The organism is bacterium (assembly GCA_040757115.1).
Taxonomy (GTDB): Bacteria; UBA9089; CG2-30-40-21; order CG2-30-40-21; family SBAY01; genus JBFLXS01.
The window spans coordinates 11,233-26,595 of the sequence record JBFLYA010000030.1; the positions used below are offsets into that span (position 1 = coordinate 11,233).

General features: G+C 38.4%; 17 protein-coding genes and 2 pseudogenes. All 19 read left to right on the forward strand.

The features are described 5' to 3' along the window. Positions 1-340: 340 nt before the first annotated feature. Entirely contained in the window at positions 341-550 is a 210-nt protein-coding gene (locus tag AB1422_03960; GenBank protein MEW6618492.1) for a hypothetical protein, read from the forward strand. Next, entirely contained in the window at positions 540-968 is a 429-nt protein-coding gene (locus AB1422_03965; GenBank protein ID MEW6618493.1) for a PIN domain-containing protein, read from the forward strand. Before AB1422_03960 ends, AB1422_03965 begins: the two co-directional genes overlap by 11 nt. Before the next feature lie 297 nt (positions 969-1,265). Beyond that, on the forward strand, positions 1,266-1,550 hold the full coding sequence (locus AB1422_03970; protein ID MEW6618494.1) for a type II toxin-antitoxin system HigB family toxin: 285 nt from the start codon (positions 1,266-1,268) through the stop codon (positions 1,548-1,550). 3 nt (positions 1,551-1,553) lie between these two features. Continuing rightward, positions 1,554-1,781, forward strand: coding sequence for a hypothetical protein (locus AB1422_03975; GenBank protein MEW6618495.1), 228 nt, complete (start codon positions 1,554-1,556; stop codon positions 1,779-1,781). 207 nt (positions 1,782-1,988) lie between these two features. After that, positions 1,989-2,285 carry a BrnT family toxin gene (locus AB1422_03980; GenBank protein MEW6618496.1) on the forward strand — a complete coding sequence of 99 codons (297 nt, stop codon included), beginning with the start codon at positions 1,989-1,991 and terminating at the stop codon, positions 2,283-2,285. Further along, positions 2,251-2,460 carry a hypothetical protein gene (locus tag AB1422_03985; GenBank protein ID MEW6618497.1) on the forward strand — a complete coding sequence of 70 codons (210 nt, stop codon included), beginning with the start codon at positions 2,251-2,253 and terminating at the stop codon, positions 2,458-2,460. The genes AB1422_03980 and AB1422_03985 overlap by 35 nt, the downstream gene beginning before the upstream one ends. Before the next feature lie 136 nt (positions 2,461-2,596). Next, positions 2,597-3,118 (forward strand): hypothetical protein, encoded by a 522-nt coding sequence (locus AB1422_03990; GenBank protein MEW6618498.1) that lies wholly within the window; start codon positions 2,597-2,599, stop codon positions 3,116-3,118. A gap of 76 nt (positions 3,119-3,194) precedes the next feature. Next, positions 3,195-3,410, forward strand: coding sequence for a hypothetical protein (locus tag AB1422_03995; protein MEW6618499.1), 216 nt, complete (start codon positions 3,195-3,197; stop codon positions 3,408-3,410). After that, a complete protein-coding gene (locus AB1422_04000) occupies positions 3,410-3,676 on the forward strand; it encodes a type II toxin-antitoxin system YafQ family toxin (protein ID MEW6618500.1) in 267 nt (88 codons plus the stop codon). Before AB1422_03995 ends, AB1422_04000 begins: the two co-directional genes overlap by 1 nt. 1,047 nt (positions 3,677-4,723) lie before the next feature. Continuing rightward, positions 4,724-4,861 (forward strand): annotated as a pseudogene (locus AB1422_04005) (GxxExxY protein). A 385-nt stretch (positions 4,862-5,246) separates the two neighbouring features. Continuing rightward, positions 5,247-5,507, forward strand: a complete 261-nt coding sequence (locus AB1422_04010; protein ID MEW6618501.1) for a toxin HicA — start codon at positions 5,247-5,249, stop codon at positions 5,505-5,507. After that, positions 5,491-5,817, forward strand: a pseudogene (locus AB1422_04015) (type II toxin-antitoxin system HicB family antitoxin). Before AB1422_04010 ends, AB1422_04015 begins: the two are co-directional and overlap by 17 nt. Positions 5,818-6,074: 257 nt before the next feature. Further along, positions 6,075-6,797, forward strand: coding sequence for a hypothetical protein (locus AB1422_04020; protein MEW6618502.1), 723 nt, complete (start codon positions 6,075-6,077; stop codon positions 6,795-6,797). Positions 6,798-6,809: 12 nt separating this feature from the next. Further along, positions 6,810-7,520 (forward strand): HAD-IA family hydrolase, encoded by a 711-nt coding sequence (locus tag AB1422_04025; GenBank protein MEW6618503.1) that lies wholly within the window; start codon positions 6,810-6,812, stop codon positions 7,518-7,520. Between the two features lie 524 nt (positions 7,521-8,044). Next, a complete protein-coding gene (locus AB1422_04030; GenBank protein MEW6618504.1) occupies positions 8,045-9,274 on the forward strand; it encodes a serpin family protein in 1,230 nt (409 codons plus the stop codon). Between the two features lie 1,233 nt (positions 9,275-10,507). Beyond that, positions 10,508-13,486 carry a hypothetical protein gene (locus AB1422_04035; GenBank protein MEW6618505.1) on the forward strand — a complete coding sequence of 993 codons (2,979 nt, stop codon included), beginning with the start codon at positions 10,508-10,510 and terminating at the stop codon, positions 13,484-13,486. A 2-nt stretch (positions 13,487-13,488) separates the two neighbouring features. Beyond that, entirely contained in the window at positions 13,489-14,367 is an 879-nt protein-coding gene (locus AB1422_04040) for a M48 family metallopeptidase (GenBank protein ID MEW6618506.1), read from the forward strand. Between the two features lie 398 nt (positions 14,368-14,765). Further along, positions 14,766-15,014 (forward strand): hypothetical protein, encoded by a 249-nt coding sequence (locus AB1422_04045; GenBank protein MEW6618507.1) that lies wholly within the window; start codon positions 14,766-14,768, stop codon positions 15,012-15,014. Positions 15,015-15,049: 35 nt separating this feature from the next. Continuing rightward, positions 15,050-15,295, forward strand: a complete 246-nt coding sequence (locus AB1422_04050; protein ID MEW6618508.1) for a hypothetical protein — start codon at positions 15,050-15,052, stop codon at positions 15,293-15,295. Positions 15,296-15,363 lie beyond the last annotated feature (68 nt).

Genomic DNA, 15,363 nt, shown 5'->3' on the forward strand with positions numbered 1-15,363 from the left:
GGTAGGGAGTAGGGTCGGGTAGGGAGTAGGGTCGCATCTTGAATTGTGAATTGGTATTCTGAAATAAGATACTTTAGCCAGCAAGGAGAAAAGAAAAAAGACGGCAGTGTGCAGCTTTTTCTAACCATTCGCTGCACCTGACTGCGAGGGGCTGTGGCGTGATTGAAATAGTTTTGTGCTTTATCAAAGTTTTAACCTAGTTATAAAGTTTAGTGGTAATTTCCCCTCGCAGCAGGTGAGCTCAATCGTTAGCCGGATACCAACTTACTATTTATGCTTAAGAAGAAAACTGGACTATGCTATCACAGAATTTGAACTTGTTGATTGAATGAGGTGGACGATGAATGCTATAGAATTTCAAACCACAGTCAAGAACAATATCATTGAGATTCCTCACAGATACCTCAGCAATCTCACGAAGCGCGTGCGTGTGATCTTGCTGGTTGAAGGAAACAAACCTGCTGTGAATTTCATTGATGAATTACTTGCACATCCTGTGCAAGTAAAAGGTTTTCGTTCTTTAACGAGAGAAGAAGTCTATGCCAGATAACGAACGCACAACTTGCTTCATTGATACGAATATCTGGCTATATGCCTTTATCGAAGGGGATGACTCAACCAAATCGGGAATAGCACGCGCGCTGATTCAAGAAACGGCACCTATGCTTAGTACACAGGTGATCAACGAAGTATGTGTCAACTTGCTGAAGCAAGCCAACTTTACCGAAGAACAAGTATGCCAACTCATCGAGTCGTTCTATGAGAAATACGTCGTTACTGAGTTAAACAAGTCAGTGCTATTGACTGCGTCGCAACTTCGCCAGCAGTATTCCTTGTCCTTTTGGGACAGCACGATTATAGCAAGTGCACTCAGTGTGGGTGTTCCCATTCTATATTCCGAAGACTTGCAAGAGGGATTAATTATTGAAAGGCGACTTAAGGTGCTCAATCCATTCGGACAGAGATAGTTGGAGATATTTTACGGTCAAACCGTGAATGTGGAATGCACAATAATTTGGTGAGGCAGAGGAAAAGGAAAAGACAGCGAATCAAAGCTTTTGTCTAACCCTGCGTTGCAGTTGACGGCGGGGGACTGTGCCGTGGTCAGAGTTTTGTGGTCTCTCAAAGTTTTATCTTGCTATCAAACTTTTGTGGTAATTCTCCCCGCCGCACCTGAACTTTATCGTTAGACATAAGGTGGAGCGTATTATCGCGAATATCAAATCGAGATATCCACATTCCATAGAAATGAAAGGGAAAGGTCAATGCATATCATTACTCGAAAACGGTTGAATGAATTTGCAGAGAAACATCCTGATGCCAAGTTGGTTCTTCAACATTGGTATGGTTTGATGAAATCGGGACGGTTTCGTTCGTTTCCAGAATTGCGTGCAGTCTTTCAGGACGCTGACCAGATAGGAAAATTGACCGTTTTTAATATTGGCCGCAAAGTGCGTCTAATTGCAGCTATCCATTACAATCGACAGAAGGTTTACATTCGTGCTGTATTAACGCACGACGAGTATAATAAAGGCTTATGGAAGGAGTAACCCATGATGGTAGAAGTACAAACAGCGGAACGCGTCTGGCCAACACTCGCACCAGTCGTATTTGCTCCGCATACGGAGAGTGAATATCAACGACTTGTGGCTTTACTTGATGCTTTGATTGATGTGGTAGGTGAGAATGAAAGTCATCCCCTATCCTCGTTGATGGAAGTGATTGGTGTGCTGATTGAAAAGTATGAGGACGAACATGTCCCAGAACTGACAGAGATATAGCCATTGAATCATTTGTAGAGAATAGCAAGAGAATTCTAACCAGTCGTTGCATCGGACGGCGGGGGAGCTAACCACTTCTCAAAGTTTTGTGGTTGACCAAAGTTTTGTTGTGTATATAAAGTTTAGTGGCAATTCTCCCCGCCGCCGCTGAACTCAGCGTTAGACAAATAGAATATTAACACTCAAGATGAATTGGTAAAATGAAATATGTTATTATTTGAGTGGGATCCAAGAAAAGCAATTAAGAATATAAATGTCCATGGTATATCTTTTGATGAAGCCAGCACAACTTTTAGCGATACACTATCATTAACAATCTATGATCCGTTACATTCTGAGCAAGAAGACAGATTTATTTTAATTGGGAATTCACTTAAACATCGTGTGTTAGTAACTGTTCATACAGAAAGAGGGGATAAAATTAGAATAATAAGCTCGAGAAAGGCAACAGAAAATGAAAGGAGACAATATGAAGAGAATGCAAAAAGATCGGGATATGCTTGAAGAATATGATTTCAGCAAAGGTATTCAGGGAAAATACGTAAAAAAATACTGCGAAGGGACAAATGTTGTAGTTATTGATACTGATGTTATCAAATTTTTCCCTGACCATGAATCTGTAAATCAAGCATTAAGATCATTAATTGATATTATTAAGAGACAAAAACAATATGCTTAATCACTCGCTGCACCTGACTACGGGGGGCTGTGCCGTAATTAGAGTTTTGTGGTATCTCAAGCTTTTATCTTGTTTACAAAGTTTGGTGGCAATTCTCCCTGCCGCCGCTGAACTCAATTGGTAGAACTAAAATATTATGGGATACAATCTGTATCTGGTAAAAAAAGAAAATTGGTTTGATAAGGAGAATGTATTTACCCAAACCGAATGGGAAGATATTCAAAAATATCAGATATCGAATTGGCTTTATTTTGATGAAGGGACAATTACAATTAAAAATCCTTCGAAAGAACAAGTAATAGATTTTGTCAAGATGGCAAAAAGATATAATTGGTTCGTTCAAGGCGACGATGGCGAAAAATATTCAGAAGATGGCTCGCCTATTTATGAGAAACCTAAAAAATCTGGACTATTTGGGGGAATTAGATATCTTATATCAGAGTTATTGGCAAAAAAGAAAATCGAACATTCAATGAAAAGTGTAACTTGCCCTTTTAAAGTCGGAGATAAAGTAAAAACGACACACAGAACGGGTGGTGTTGTTATTGACATAGATCCAAAAGCAAATCATGGCTTAGGCAGTATCAAGGTAAAGTTTCCTGATGGAGTTGTCTTAGGGGGAACTTTTATTGCTCACGGTTTTGAAAAAGAGTTCTAACAACTCGCTGCAGCCGACATAGCTTACGCTCGGTGGCTGAGCTCGGTCGTTAGGTCTGAAAAATTGGAGGATAGTCATGAATACATTGACATATGATAATTTAATTGACACTGTAAAATCATTATCAATTGAAGAAAAAGAGGAACTTAAATTTTTGATGGAGAGGTATCTTATAGAGGAACGGAGAGAAGAAATCTATAAAAATTATCAAAATAGCTTGAAAGAAGCTGAAAAAGGGAAGTTAGAATTTTCAAGTAATGTCCGCAAACTAAGGAAAATGGTAGAAAAGTGATAGAAATCAGTTTTAGTTCTTCTTTTAAAAGAGCGTATAAGAAAAGGATTAAATGGTCTGATGAGTTAGAACGGAAATTTTGGGAAAGAGTAGAGATGTTTACAAAAGCTCCTTTTGATAGAATTTTGAAGACACACAAGTTATCAGGAAGACTACAAGAATTATGGAGTTTTAGTATTGAATACGATGTCCGGGTAATATTTTATTTTGCTGATAGGAATAGGGTGGTATTTGTAGATATAGGAAAACATGATGAAGTTTATTGACCTAACAATTCGTTGCAGCGGACGGCGGGGGACTGTGCTGTAATTGAGAGTTTTGTAGTATATCAATAGGTAATCGTGCTTACAAAGTTTGGTGGCAATTCTCCCTGCCGCCGCTGAACTCAATTGTTAGGCAGATAGGAGACAACGGGATGATACCCATACAATGTAAGAAATGCGGACATATTCAAGATGCTGGGAGTACCTTGTCACCCAATGACACCTGTGAACGATGCGGTACACCCATCTACGGACCCAGAGCTCACAATCCAACAACTATGGCAATTCTCGCCGTAGTAACAGTGATTGGTGCCGCGATACTGGGTATGCCCAAGAACTTCCTGCTCATAGTCGGTATCTTGGCTGCCTTCTTGGTGATCAACGCAGTCATAAGGCGAAAGAGGTGAGACATGGGGACAGTCGTATTTCTCGTCGCCATTATAGTCGGTGCTGTGATATCCGCAATCTTTTACTGGCTTTTCCCCTTTGAGCCGCCTATTCAGAAGTGCGAAACATGCTTTCACCAAATGCAGGTCCTTAAGTTCACAGGCAGAGGTGGAGTGATGCTTTTGCGGGAAGAAATGGTCTCCGGCATCGGCTATGCGGAACAATGTTGGGAGTGTGGCAGGGTGTATTGTGCCGAGTGCTATCCTTCGCGTCCGCGGAACACTTGTGTTTGCGGACGGGGGAGGGACGCTGTGCGTCATATCGGAGGCACAGTCTATCGAGGTTCATTACGGCTTGTGAAAGTCCGATACATCAATTAAAGGAGATATTAGGGTCAAACCGTGAATGTGGAATGCACAATAATTTGGTGAGGCAGAGGAAAAGGAAAAGACAGCGAATCAAAGCTTTTGTCTAACCCTGCGTTGCAGTTGACGGCGGGGGACTGTGCCGTGATTGAAAGTTTTATAGTATCTCAAAGGTTAATCGTGCGGACAAAGTTTGGTGGTAATCCTCTCCGCCACCGCTGAACTCAGTGTTAGACTAAAAGAGATTAAACCACGAACGACCCACAAGTGGGTACCCCGGAAGAACACGAAGTGAAATTTGATGAAATATCTAATAAAGTTAGCAAATATTAAAGTTGGCTTGTTGATAAATTTCAATGTAGAAAGTTTGAAAAAAGGCATAAAAAGATTTGTCTTGTCCAATCTTCGTGACCTTCGTGCTCTTCGTGATGAATAGTTACATAAATCTTTTTATTATCTCTAAAATATAAAAGTATTATACCAGACCTTGATTATGTAGAAATAAGAAGAAAAGACGGCGAAGTGGAATTTTTACTTAATCAATCGCTGATCCTGACCGTAATACGTCAGTTATTTGGGGGAATGAACATTAACCTGCGGAGGACAGAGCAATGAAAATAGTAGGCAAGTAGGTAGTAGGGAAGTAGGAAAGGGATAAAGGATGTGCACGGTATTCCTCTTCTGGGGGCAATGTCTCCCCCTTTCCTACTTTCCTACTCTCCTACTTCCTACTTTCAGGAGAATCCCCCATTTCAGTGACGCATTACTCCTGACCGATTTTTTCACTTGACAACAAATATCAACAATGATACTATATTTACATGGCAAAGGTTGAAGAAATTATTACCCGTATGAAGCGGAATCCTAACGATATCCGATTCAGTGAGTTGTGCAAGGTATGTAATTACTACTTTGGAAAATCTCGTCAGAGTAGTAGTAGTCACCGAGTATATAAAACTCCATGGCAAGGTAATCCACGGATTAACATACAAAATAATAAAGGAAAAGCTAAAACATACCAAATAAAACAGGTCATTTTAGCTATTGAAAGATTGGAGGTAGAACATGGCCATAAAAAATGATCGTTATACCTATCGAGTAACATGGTCAGAGGATGATAATGAATATGTTGGTTTATGTATAGAGTTTCCAGGTTTGAGTTGGCTTGCTAAAACTTCTGAAGATGCCTTAAAAGGGATACAGAGATTAGTTGCTGATGTTATAAAAGATATGTTTGAAAATGGTGAAACTATACCTAATGCAATATCCTGTAAACAGTATAGTGGTAAATTTATGGTACGCGTCCCACCTGAAGTTCATCGGAAGCTTGCAATTAAGGCGGCAGAATCAGGAGTCAGTTTAAATCGGTTTGCCAGTTCAAAATTAAGTCAAGGAGTTGAATTGAAATCAGACTTTGGTTATGGAATACAGGAAAAATTAGGAAGGAAGGAAAAAAGACGGCGAAGTGGAATTTTTACTTAATCAGTCGTTGCAGCGGACGGCGAGGGACTGTGCCGTGATTGAAAGTTTTGTAGTATCTCAAGGGATAATCATGCGGACAAAGTTTAGTGGCAATCCTCCCCGCCGCACCTGAACTTTATCGTTAGACGTATACCACTGGAAGAAAAATGATCTTTAGGAGGGCTTAAGTGAGTTCATTGTTGATTGGAGTAATTGCTTCTTTAATTTCTACTATCATAGGTTACTTAATAGCTAAGGCAGTTCAATATTTGAGAGAATTAAGACCACTCCAAAAAACTTGGCAGTTTAGAAAGGATGAGCAAATTTGTGTTTTTATAGCGAGTCCTGGAGAAATAGATACAGGTGTCTATAAAAAGAGAATTACTACTTTAGGCCATATTTATGGTTTTGCTTATATTTTAAATTCTATTAAAAAGGGATATCCCAATTTAGAAATTAATCATCTATATTTCACCCGAGACTCAAAAACCGATAATTTCTCTTCCGAACTCCTTGGGTCAACTGGTATTTGTTTAGGAGGACATAAACATAATTGGGTAACAAAATTATTCCTTGAAGAGATACATCCACCAGTTGTGTTCGATGAAAACGATAACTTAATAGACTTACTGAATAAAAAAATATATAAACCTAAAGTAGAAGACGATAGAATATTAGAAGATTATGGAATAATTATCAAAACAGTAAATCCCAATAACAGAAGGAACAAGGTCTTCATATTTGCAGGTTGTCATACTTACGGGGTTATTGCTGCAGCCAAATTCTTCTACGAAAATCTCCCTAAAATGGAAATAGTTAAGTACAACCAATTCGAAGTTATAGTAAGTGGGAAGGTTATAGGTTCTCATGTATATCAGTTAAATAAAATAGACCAGCATATAATAGATTGAGGGAGGTTATTAATGGAAAAAGTTATATTATTTGATATTGGAAAAACTTTAATTGATGGAGATGCTATTATTAATGGAGCGTTAGAACACTCTGCTAAGAAATTGAAAAAGTTAAAATTCATCGATGATGAGGAAAAATTTATTATAGCCTATTTAGAGGCAGACAAAGATACTACTTTTGCCCATATACATCATACTTACTCAGATTTTGAAATAATAAAAAAAGCATGGAAAAATCTTGGTCGTGAGGATAACTACAAAGTTTATGCTAATTTTCTCCTTGAATATAGAAATTATGTAAGGAGCAAAATTAAACCTGATTCAAAGATTTTAAAAACATTCCAACATTTACAGAATAAGAAGATGTTGCTTGGAATTGCTTCAGATGGTACTATCGTAGAACAGTTAGAAACTCTTGTGCGATTAAGAATAATTTCATATTTAGAACCCAACTTAATTTTCGTGTCTGAAGATATTGGAGTTGAAAAAACCAATAAAGATTTCTATAAATATATTCTCCAAAAGAATGGTAATCCAAATAGAAGAATGGTTATAGTTGGAGATAGACTTGAAGCTGATATTCTTATACCAAAGCAATTAGGATTTAAAACAGTGCTGGTTCTCAAATATGCAAAATATATAGAAGAAAAAATTAAATATGTAAACCCTGATTTTGTAATAAATGACATTCCTGAGATGGAAAGAATTGCTGATTTAATATGAGATTTGAGTTATATGGCGTCTAACAAAAAAATGAACCAGACGAGGATAGTGACGGGGTCGGATAGTGCCGGGGTCAGACCTCGAGTGAGTGTTGACAAGAAAAACTACATTTTGTTTGACGATGAACAAATTTTAGTGTATGTATAACTCTATTAAAATAAAGCAATTAAGAAATTAGGTATAAACTTACATGGAGTATTCACTAATTCATATCATAAGATTTTGATCATAAATGAAAAAGTGGAGTATCTTTACATCTATATTCAATCTATTGTTTTTCAATGGGTTATGCAATATTCATCAAATTATATAGATGAAAAGATTTGTCAACACTCACTCGAAAGCAGAATTAACTCAGCAAAATGCAGCTTTTGTCTAACCAATCGCTGCACCTGACTGCGGGGGGCTGTGCCGTTTTCAATGTTTTGTGGTATCTCAAGCTTTTATCTTGTTTACAAAGTTTGGTGGTAGTCCTCCCCGCAGCAGGTGAGCTCTATCGTTGTGCGGAAGGAGGTTGAAAGAAAATGCGAGGATTTCATACCGCTGTAACACTTTTCCTGGTAATTCTGGCCGCAATACCACGCGTGTTCTCTGCAGAGGCGCCCTCTGCTGATCTAAAGGCCGTTGTCAATGGTAATACCCAGTTTGCGCTTGATTTGTATTCAAAGTTGAAAGAGACGACGGAAGCCAATCTCTTTTTCTCTCCGTACAGTATCTCGGTCGCACTGGCCATGACTTATGGCGGTGCACGAGGCAACACGGCAAAGGAGATGGAAAATAGTCTGCATTTCACACTTAAAGAAAAAACCCATCTGGCATTTGCTGAACTGGACACGAGGCTTGACGAAGTACAGAGGAAAAGGAAAGTGCAATTGCACATTGCGAATTCCCTTTGGCCTCAAAAGGACTACCGTTTTCTTCCTGAATACATCTCGTTGATAAAGCAGCACTACGGAGTCTCCATCACACCATTGGACTACACCAAAGCAGTGGAGGAAGCTTGTAGGATCATCAACAAATGGGTTGAAGATGAGACAAAGGAGAAGATCAAAGACCTTATTCGTAAAGGCGGTCTGAATCCTCTAGTCCGTCTCGTCTTGGTCAACGCTATTTATTTCAAAGGAGACTGGGCCAGTCAATTCGATCCAAAACAAACAGCCAACATCAACTTCACCTTATTAAACGGCGAGAAGAAGCGAGTTCCTATGATGCAGCAGAAAGGTAAGTTCAGATACCGGGAGATAGAAAAGGCTCAATTGTTGGAGTTGCCCTATATTGGCAAGCAATTATCAATGATAATTCTTCTCCCACAGGACCCAAATGGCCTTTCCGATATTGAGAATCAATTGTCAGAAAGGAAACTCGATTCTTGGTTTTCCAACCTTACTGAGGAGGAAGTCAAGGTTTACCTACCTAAGTTCAAAATAACTTGGGGTACATTTGAACTGAACGATCAGCTCAAAGCATTGGGTATGCGAGATGCTTTCGTTTTTAGCCGGGCTGACTTCTCTGGCATGGATGGCACGAAAGATCTGTATATCAGTTTGGTCCTTCATAAAGCCTTCGTTGAAGTCAATGAAGAGGGTACTGAGGCAGCCGCAGCCACAGCTGTGACTATGAAGGTAGGAGGTCGTCTTCCTAGAATACGAACCTTCAAAGCAGATCACCCATTTGTTTTTTTCATCCGTGACAATACCACAGGAAGTATTTTGTTTCTCGGTAGAGTAGTCGACCCAAGCAAAAAAGAAGAATAATGACCGCACAACAAATCGTTGCAGCGGACGGCGGGGGACTGTACCGTGATTGAAAGTTTTGTAATATCTCAATGGATAATCGTGTTTACAAAGTTTAGTGGTAATCCTCCCCGCCGCCGCTGAACTTTGTCGTTAGAATGAAAAAATAATCATACAAAGTCACAAAGAAATTGAATAAAAAGAATAAATCTTTGTGTACTTTGAGGCTTTGTGTGAGGATATAAAAGAAAAATTCTAACCCTTCGCTGCACCTGACTGCGAGGGGCTGTGGCGTGATTGAGATAGTTTTGTAGTTTACCAGAGTTTTATCTTGCTTATGAAAGTTTGGTGGTAATTCTCCCCGCCGCATCTGAACTTTATCGTTAGACAGGCTGGGCAGACAAGAAGAAGGATGAGTTATTCCTGTTGGAAGTTTTGGTGAGAATATTTGCTCCTTTAGTGGACTATACCAGGACTGCGAGATTGATGCTTTCCTGAAAGAGTTGCTTATTCCTTAGAAGCAACAGGGGGAGGCTAAGAGGGGCTACTGAAAGGTGATAGTTAAGTAAGATAGAGGGTAACTATTCAGCATACCAAGCAAGTAGGAAGTAGGAAGTAGGAAAGTAGGAAGTAGGAAGAGGGGAAAATACTTCATACTATTTTACTCTTAATTGATTTGATTAAACCTATAAGCATCCTACTCACTTCTTCAGATATATCCCAAATGGATTGAAAATCTGGCAGATAATTAAGATCTTTAGATAGAATTAGATAATACCTTTCTTACTTTCCTACTCTCCTACTTCCTACTTTCAGGAGGAAATAGTAGGCAAGTAGGTAGTAGGAAAGGGATAAAGGATGTGCACGGTATTCCTCTTCTGGGGACAATGTCTCCCCTTTCCTACTTCCCTACTCTCCTACTTTCCTACAGGCTGAATAGTTACGATAGAGGAAGTAAAAAGAAAGAGACGGCGAAGTGCAGCTTTTTCTAACCCTTCGCTGCACCTGACTGCGGGGGACTGTGCCGTGGTCAGAGTTTTGTGGTCTCTCAAAGTTTTATCTTGCTATCAAACTTTTGTGGTAATTCTCCCCGCCGCACCTGAACTTTATCGTTAGCTCGCATAAATAGTTCAGAGGAAAACTTTTTGATTGACAGAGAGTAAAATTCTCGCTAAAATACTTTCAGAGGGAACAAAAATGGGTATAACAGTCAAAACACTCAAAAAGCAAATTTCTATCAGTTGAAGGTGTAGAATGAATGCTTTTTTAATACTTATCGTAGTTGTAATTATAGCAGGTATTTCCGCCGCCTCAGGTAATGTAAATAATTTTAACTTGCTTTGTATTCTATTCCTGTTATTTTTGGTTATACGATTAAGAAGTAAATTTAAGACAATTTTAGCCCACATTGCGTCTATTGAAGAAGATTTAGAGGATTTAAAAAATATCCAATCAACCCACTTACCAGAAAAAGAAATAGAGCCTACTTTACCCTCCTTAGATGAATCCAAATTTGCTGAGCCACAACCAGAACTTGCTTTTGAAGTTCAACCAGTTACTTCTGAAAAAGTCCAGCTACAAGAAGTATCTCCTATTTTGAAGACAAAATGTGACTGGTTGCCAAAACTTACTGAAAAATTTGCTGAGAATTGGACAGGAATATTAGGTGCAATTACTATGGTTATGGGGGTAGCATTCTTAGGTATCTATGCCGCACTAAAATGCACACCATTTTATCGATTTATTATCATGGTGATTTTTTCGGGGATATTGACGGGCTTATTTTTTATTTTGAAGGAAAAACCACCATGGCGTAAGTTATCACTATGGTTGAGAAGTAGTGCTGGGGCAATCTTTTTATTTGCCTGCTTGGGTTCTGGTGGTATTCCCGGGCTACAATGGATTATAGACCCTTTCAACGCACTTGTTTTACTACTGTTTGGAATCAGTGCAAATATATATTTAAGTTACATTGGCAAGACGCCGCTTTATGCCTCATTCCATGTGGTATTAAATCTCATTGCACTATCAATAGCCCCACAAACAACTATTGTTTTTATTGTTGCTGGAATTGTAACATTGTTAGGCATTGTGATTAATTATAAAGAAAAATGGGAATATCATCTAATTACCTGTATCTCAGCTTTTTTCCTTTATCACCTATACTGGTATTTTACTAAAACTGCAGAGATGACCGATATCCAACATTATCTGGGTATGGGAAATGTAGCGTTGGTCAGTTTTACTGCCTTATTAGTTCATTATCGGGATATTTATAAAACTAAAAATTTCGAATACATCCCATTTATCTCCCATTTTCTAAACTGGTTTTATTTTGGTATTGGTATTTGGATACATTCATTTGATTTTAATGGCAGACCAATTATTATTATCGTTGGTGCATTTGTATCATTTTTCATTGCCCAAAAAGCAAAAAAGAAAGGCATTCGGTGGGTTTATACGACTGATATGCTGGTCGCCCAAATTGGGATTTTGCTGGCGATTGTATCAATGACTATGTGGAAAATGGAAATATATTACCTTTTGGGATTAATGTATCTTGAAACATTATTGTATAGTTTTGTGGTTTTGAAAGAAAATGAAAGGCTTCTTTTCCGTATCGGGATATGGCTTGCCAATGTATTATCTCTTATCTTACTGATTACCGCATTTAAGAGTATCAATTTTTCTGATACTATGTTACTATATAAACATTCAACAACACTGTTAATTACCGTAGTGATAGGAGTTTTCTTCCATTTGTATCAAGCAAAATATGGAGGAGAGGTTTTTGACTGTATATCAGTTTATATTACAAAAACAGGTTCTGAGTATTTGCACAAGTTTTCGGTATCCGGAATTCTGTTACCCATTATGGGATTTACTGTCTATTTTCATTTAGCTCAGATGATGTGGGGACCAGTTGTAGTAATGATAATCGGAATAAGTTTTCTGTATGCACGGCAGAAATATCAACTCAATGGATTCGGTATTGGCATCCTCCTGTATCTTTTGGGAGTTTATTATCTTGGGTGGTATAAAATATATAGATTCAATAATTGGGATGAGAAAATTATATATAGTCTGCCGTTTTTTTTCTTATCCTTCGCCAGTATTAAGTTATCCTACCTTGAAAAAATCAACAATTATGCAAAATATGTTGGTATTTATCTGCTATATATTCATCTTGCATTTACCGTCCATTATGCATTTAATTCTATATCTCCTTTTATCAGTGGAATTGTCTGGCTTTGTATCAGCATCATCAATTTAGAAATTGCAACATTCTTGCGCACAAAATATGGTGATACAATAATTCAAAAAGGTTCACCTGACCGCTTTCTGATGCACATCGGATATATTTTCATTGGACTCTTTCTAATTCGGCATATTTGTGTTCACCTACAATCTGAAATATACATCGGGCTCATTCAACTGCGATTTTTAATAGAACTATTCGCATTGTTGACATTTGTGTATTGGCTACTCCATAAAAAACCACAGATGCAGATTATTGATAAACATTGGATTCGTATCTATCCATTGATGGTGGAACTTATTGTGCTTTTTTCAGTACTTACCATTGCTGTTGAGTTATCTTCTAAATGGCATCCTGTAGCATGGGGAATCTCTGCATTTATCTGCCTATTTTTAGGTCAAACATTTTCATCAAGATTATCTCAATTAAAGTTTTATTCGCTATTATTTTCGTGGGCAAATGCATTTCATGTAGCATTTAAAACCGCAGTAGAAATTACGCCATCAACAAAATGGCATGAGCAGTCATGGATGAGTGGATTAATTGCCATTGTATTGCAATTTATGTACATCGTGTGGATTCACCGAAAAAATATTTTTACTCCTATCGAATTTCCACCAATACTTAAATCCCTTTCGCATTGGGTTGGGGTGATACAAAAAAGAAAAAATCTCTGGATTTATTACCCATTGTTCCTCAGTATCACTATGTTTCTTTATTTCTCATTTGAGAAATCAATATTAACGCTTCTCTTAGTATTAGAATGCTTTTTTATTTTTGTTATCAGCCTTATATTGCGAGAGGACAACTTTCGGTATCTTTCAATGGCAGGACTTATCCTCTGTCTTATCCGACTTATTTTCTATGATTTGGTACAGGCGGGGACTTTGATGAGGGCTGTTGTATTTTTATGTGTTGGTATTATTATGCTTGGTATGAATTTTATTTATAGCAAATATAAACAGAGGCAATAGATATGGGTAATTGGCGATTTTTACTCCTTTTTATTATTATAATCTTTGGCATTTCGCTTACAGTCATTAGTTTTAGAAAACAAATAAAAACACCTTTATCCTCTACACTCGCTCCTTTTTTTCAAATACTGGGAATATCAGTCAAGTCAGTTAACACAGCGATTTCCAGAATCATTCCCGTTGATGTACTTGACGAAAAAGAATATGGAGAAGCGATAGCCAAAGAGATTGAGTGTTCTTTGAGTGATAAAGGTACAGAGCACATATATTTAAATAATATTGTAACTCATCTGAGCCGATACGCCAAAAAGCCATTTAAGTACCGTGTTTATGTTGATGATTATGGAGGAATACCTAATGCCTATGCACTTCCGGGTGGAGTAATTGTTGTTTCAAAGGCACTGCTTACAGTTTTGAACTCAGAGGCAGAGGTTGCCGCAGTTATTGCCCATGAAATGGGGCATATTGAATTATCACATTGCTTTGAAGCAGTAAAATATGAGTTACTTATGAGGAAAATAAAGAATGCTTCATTAGGTCAACTGGCTGATATGGCGATAGCTGTTCTTATTCGGCATTCTTTCAGCAAAACACAGGAAAACGAAGCAGATGAATATGCATACAACCTTATCTTACAGACAAAGTATGACCCGCTTTGTGTAGGCAAAGCATTCAAAAGTCTTAATTCCTGGTATGAAAAACATATAGATAATAGACAATCAGATGATGAGGCTAATATTATACGGGACTATTTTCTTTCTCACCCCCCGTTGAAGTTACGGATGGAAAAGTTCACTGAGCGGGCTCAAGTATGGTGGAAAACGCACCCAAAAGAAAAACGGTTTTGGGGTGAAAGGAGAGAAGAACCGAAAGGATCGTAACTAAAGCTCCTTTTGTGAAATCAGCAAATCTGTGTAATCCGCAGAGAACATAAATTAACAAATCAAAAATTTATTAGAATACAAAATGTTGGGGGAAAAGACACCTAATGTGCAGGGACAAATTACAATCTCTAAAGAATATCGTAAGCGCTCAGGTGTAAGTAAGGGAAAATGGAAAAGTAGGGAAAAAGGGGAAAATATAACTCAAAGAGATAAGTCCCCAAACACAAATTTATATTCTGTATCGAGACATAAGGACTTACGGCTTCCGTGAAGATTACTATCGTCAAGCACGCGAGGCGGGAGTAATCTTTATTCGATACGAAGAAGATGCAAAACCAAAGGTCAGAAGACAGAGGACAGACAACAGACCACAGACAACAGACCACAGAGGACAGATGACTGATGACAGAAGTCAGATGTCAGGAGTTAGATTCTTTCCGAGTCCCGAATCCCGAGTCCCGAACCCCGAGTCCCGAGCCCCGAGCCCCGATTTTGAGTCAGAAATCGAAAATCTCCTGGAAGTAGAAGTTGTTGACCCGATAATGGGAGAGAAATTGGTTTTGAATCCGAATTTGGTGGTGCTGGCACCGGCTATTCTTTCAGACCCAGGAAATGAAAGTTTATCTCCATTGTTGAAAAGGTAACATTGAATGCCGAGCGATTTTTCCTTGAAGCGCATATGAAACTTCGGCCGGTAGATTTTGCTTCAGAGGGTATGTTTTTATGTGGGCTGGCACATTCACCCAGGCTGATTGAAGAGTCCATCGCCCAGTCACAAGCCGCCGCTGGTCGAGCGGCTACTATCCTTGCAAAAGACCACTTAGATGTAGGTGGAGTTGTTTCGGTTATTGACGGAAATAAATGCGTTATCACCTATTTCGAACCGATAGTTATTCCCACTTTTTTCCCTGGTCACTTGAACTGAAAGTCTAAGGAGTGGTTGTTCAGCCAGGAGACTTTGGGGTTAACTCCTTTGCTTTTAAGTTTCTCTTC

Excerpts from the sequence above, each read along its gene's own strand:
- AB1422_03960 (MEW6618492.1), top strand. The coding sequence starts at position 341 with ATGAATGCTATAGAATTTCAAACCACAGTCAAGAACAATATCATTGAG.
- AB1422_03985 (MEW6618497.1), top strand. The coding sequence starts at position 2,251 with ATGAAGAGAATGCAAAAAGATCGGGATATGCTTGAAGAATATGATTTC.
- AB1422_04030 (MEW6618504.1), top strand. The coding sequence starts at position 8,045 with ATGCGAGGATTTCATACCGCTGTAACACTTTTCCTGGTAATTCTGGCC.
- AB1422_03995 (MEW6618499.1), top strand. The coding sequence starts at position 3,195 with ATGAATACATTGACATATGATAATTTAATTGACACTGTAAAATCATTA.
- AB1422_04050 (MEW6618508.1), top strand. The coding sequence starts at position 15,050 with ATGAAACTTCGGCCGGTAGATTTTGCTTCAGAGGGTATGTTTTTATGT.
- AB1422_03970 (MEW6618494.1), top strand. The coding sequence starts at position 1,266 with ATGCATATCATTACTCGAAAACGGTTGAATGAATTTGCAGAGAAACAT.
- AB1422_04040 (MEW6618506.1), top strand. The coding sequence starts at position 13,489 with ATGGGTAATTGGCGATTTTTACTCCTTTTTATTATTATAATCTTTGGC.
- AB1422_04010 (MEW6618501.1), top strand. The coding sequence starts at position 5,247 with ATGGCAAAGGTTGAAGAAATTATTACCCGTATGAAGCGGAATCCTAAC.
- AB1422_04045 (MEW6618507.1), top strand. The coding sequence starts at position 14,766 with ATGACTGATGACAGAAGTCAGATGTCAGGAGTTAGATTCTTTCCGAGT.
- AB1422_03980 (MEW6618496.1), top strand. The coding sequence starts at position 1,989 with ATGTTATTATTTGAGTGGGATCCAAGAAAAGCAATTAAGAATATAAAT.
- AB1422_03990 (MEW6618498.1), top strand. The coding sequence starts at position 2,597 with ATGGGATACAATCTGTATCTGGTAAAAAAAGAAAATTGGTTTGATAAG.
- AB1422_03965 (MEW6618493.1), top strand. The coding sequence starts at position 540 with ATGCCAGATAACGAACGCACAACTTGCTTCATTGATACGAATATCTGG.
- AB1422_04035 (MEW6618505.1), top strand. The coding sequence starts at position 10,508 with ATGAATGCTTTTTTAATACTTATCGTAGTTGTAATTATAGCAGGTATT.
- AB1422_03975 (MEW6618495.1), top strand. The coding sequence starts at position 1,554 with ATGATGGTAGAAGTACAAACAGCGGAACGCGTCTGGCCAACACTCGCA.
- AB1422_04025 (MEW6618503.1), top strand. The coding sequence starts at position 6,810 with ATGGAAAAAGTTATATTATTTGATATTGGAAAAACTTTAATTGATGGA.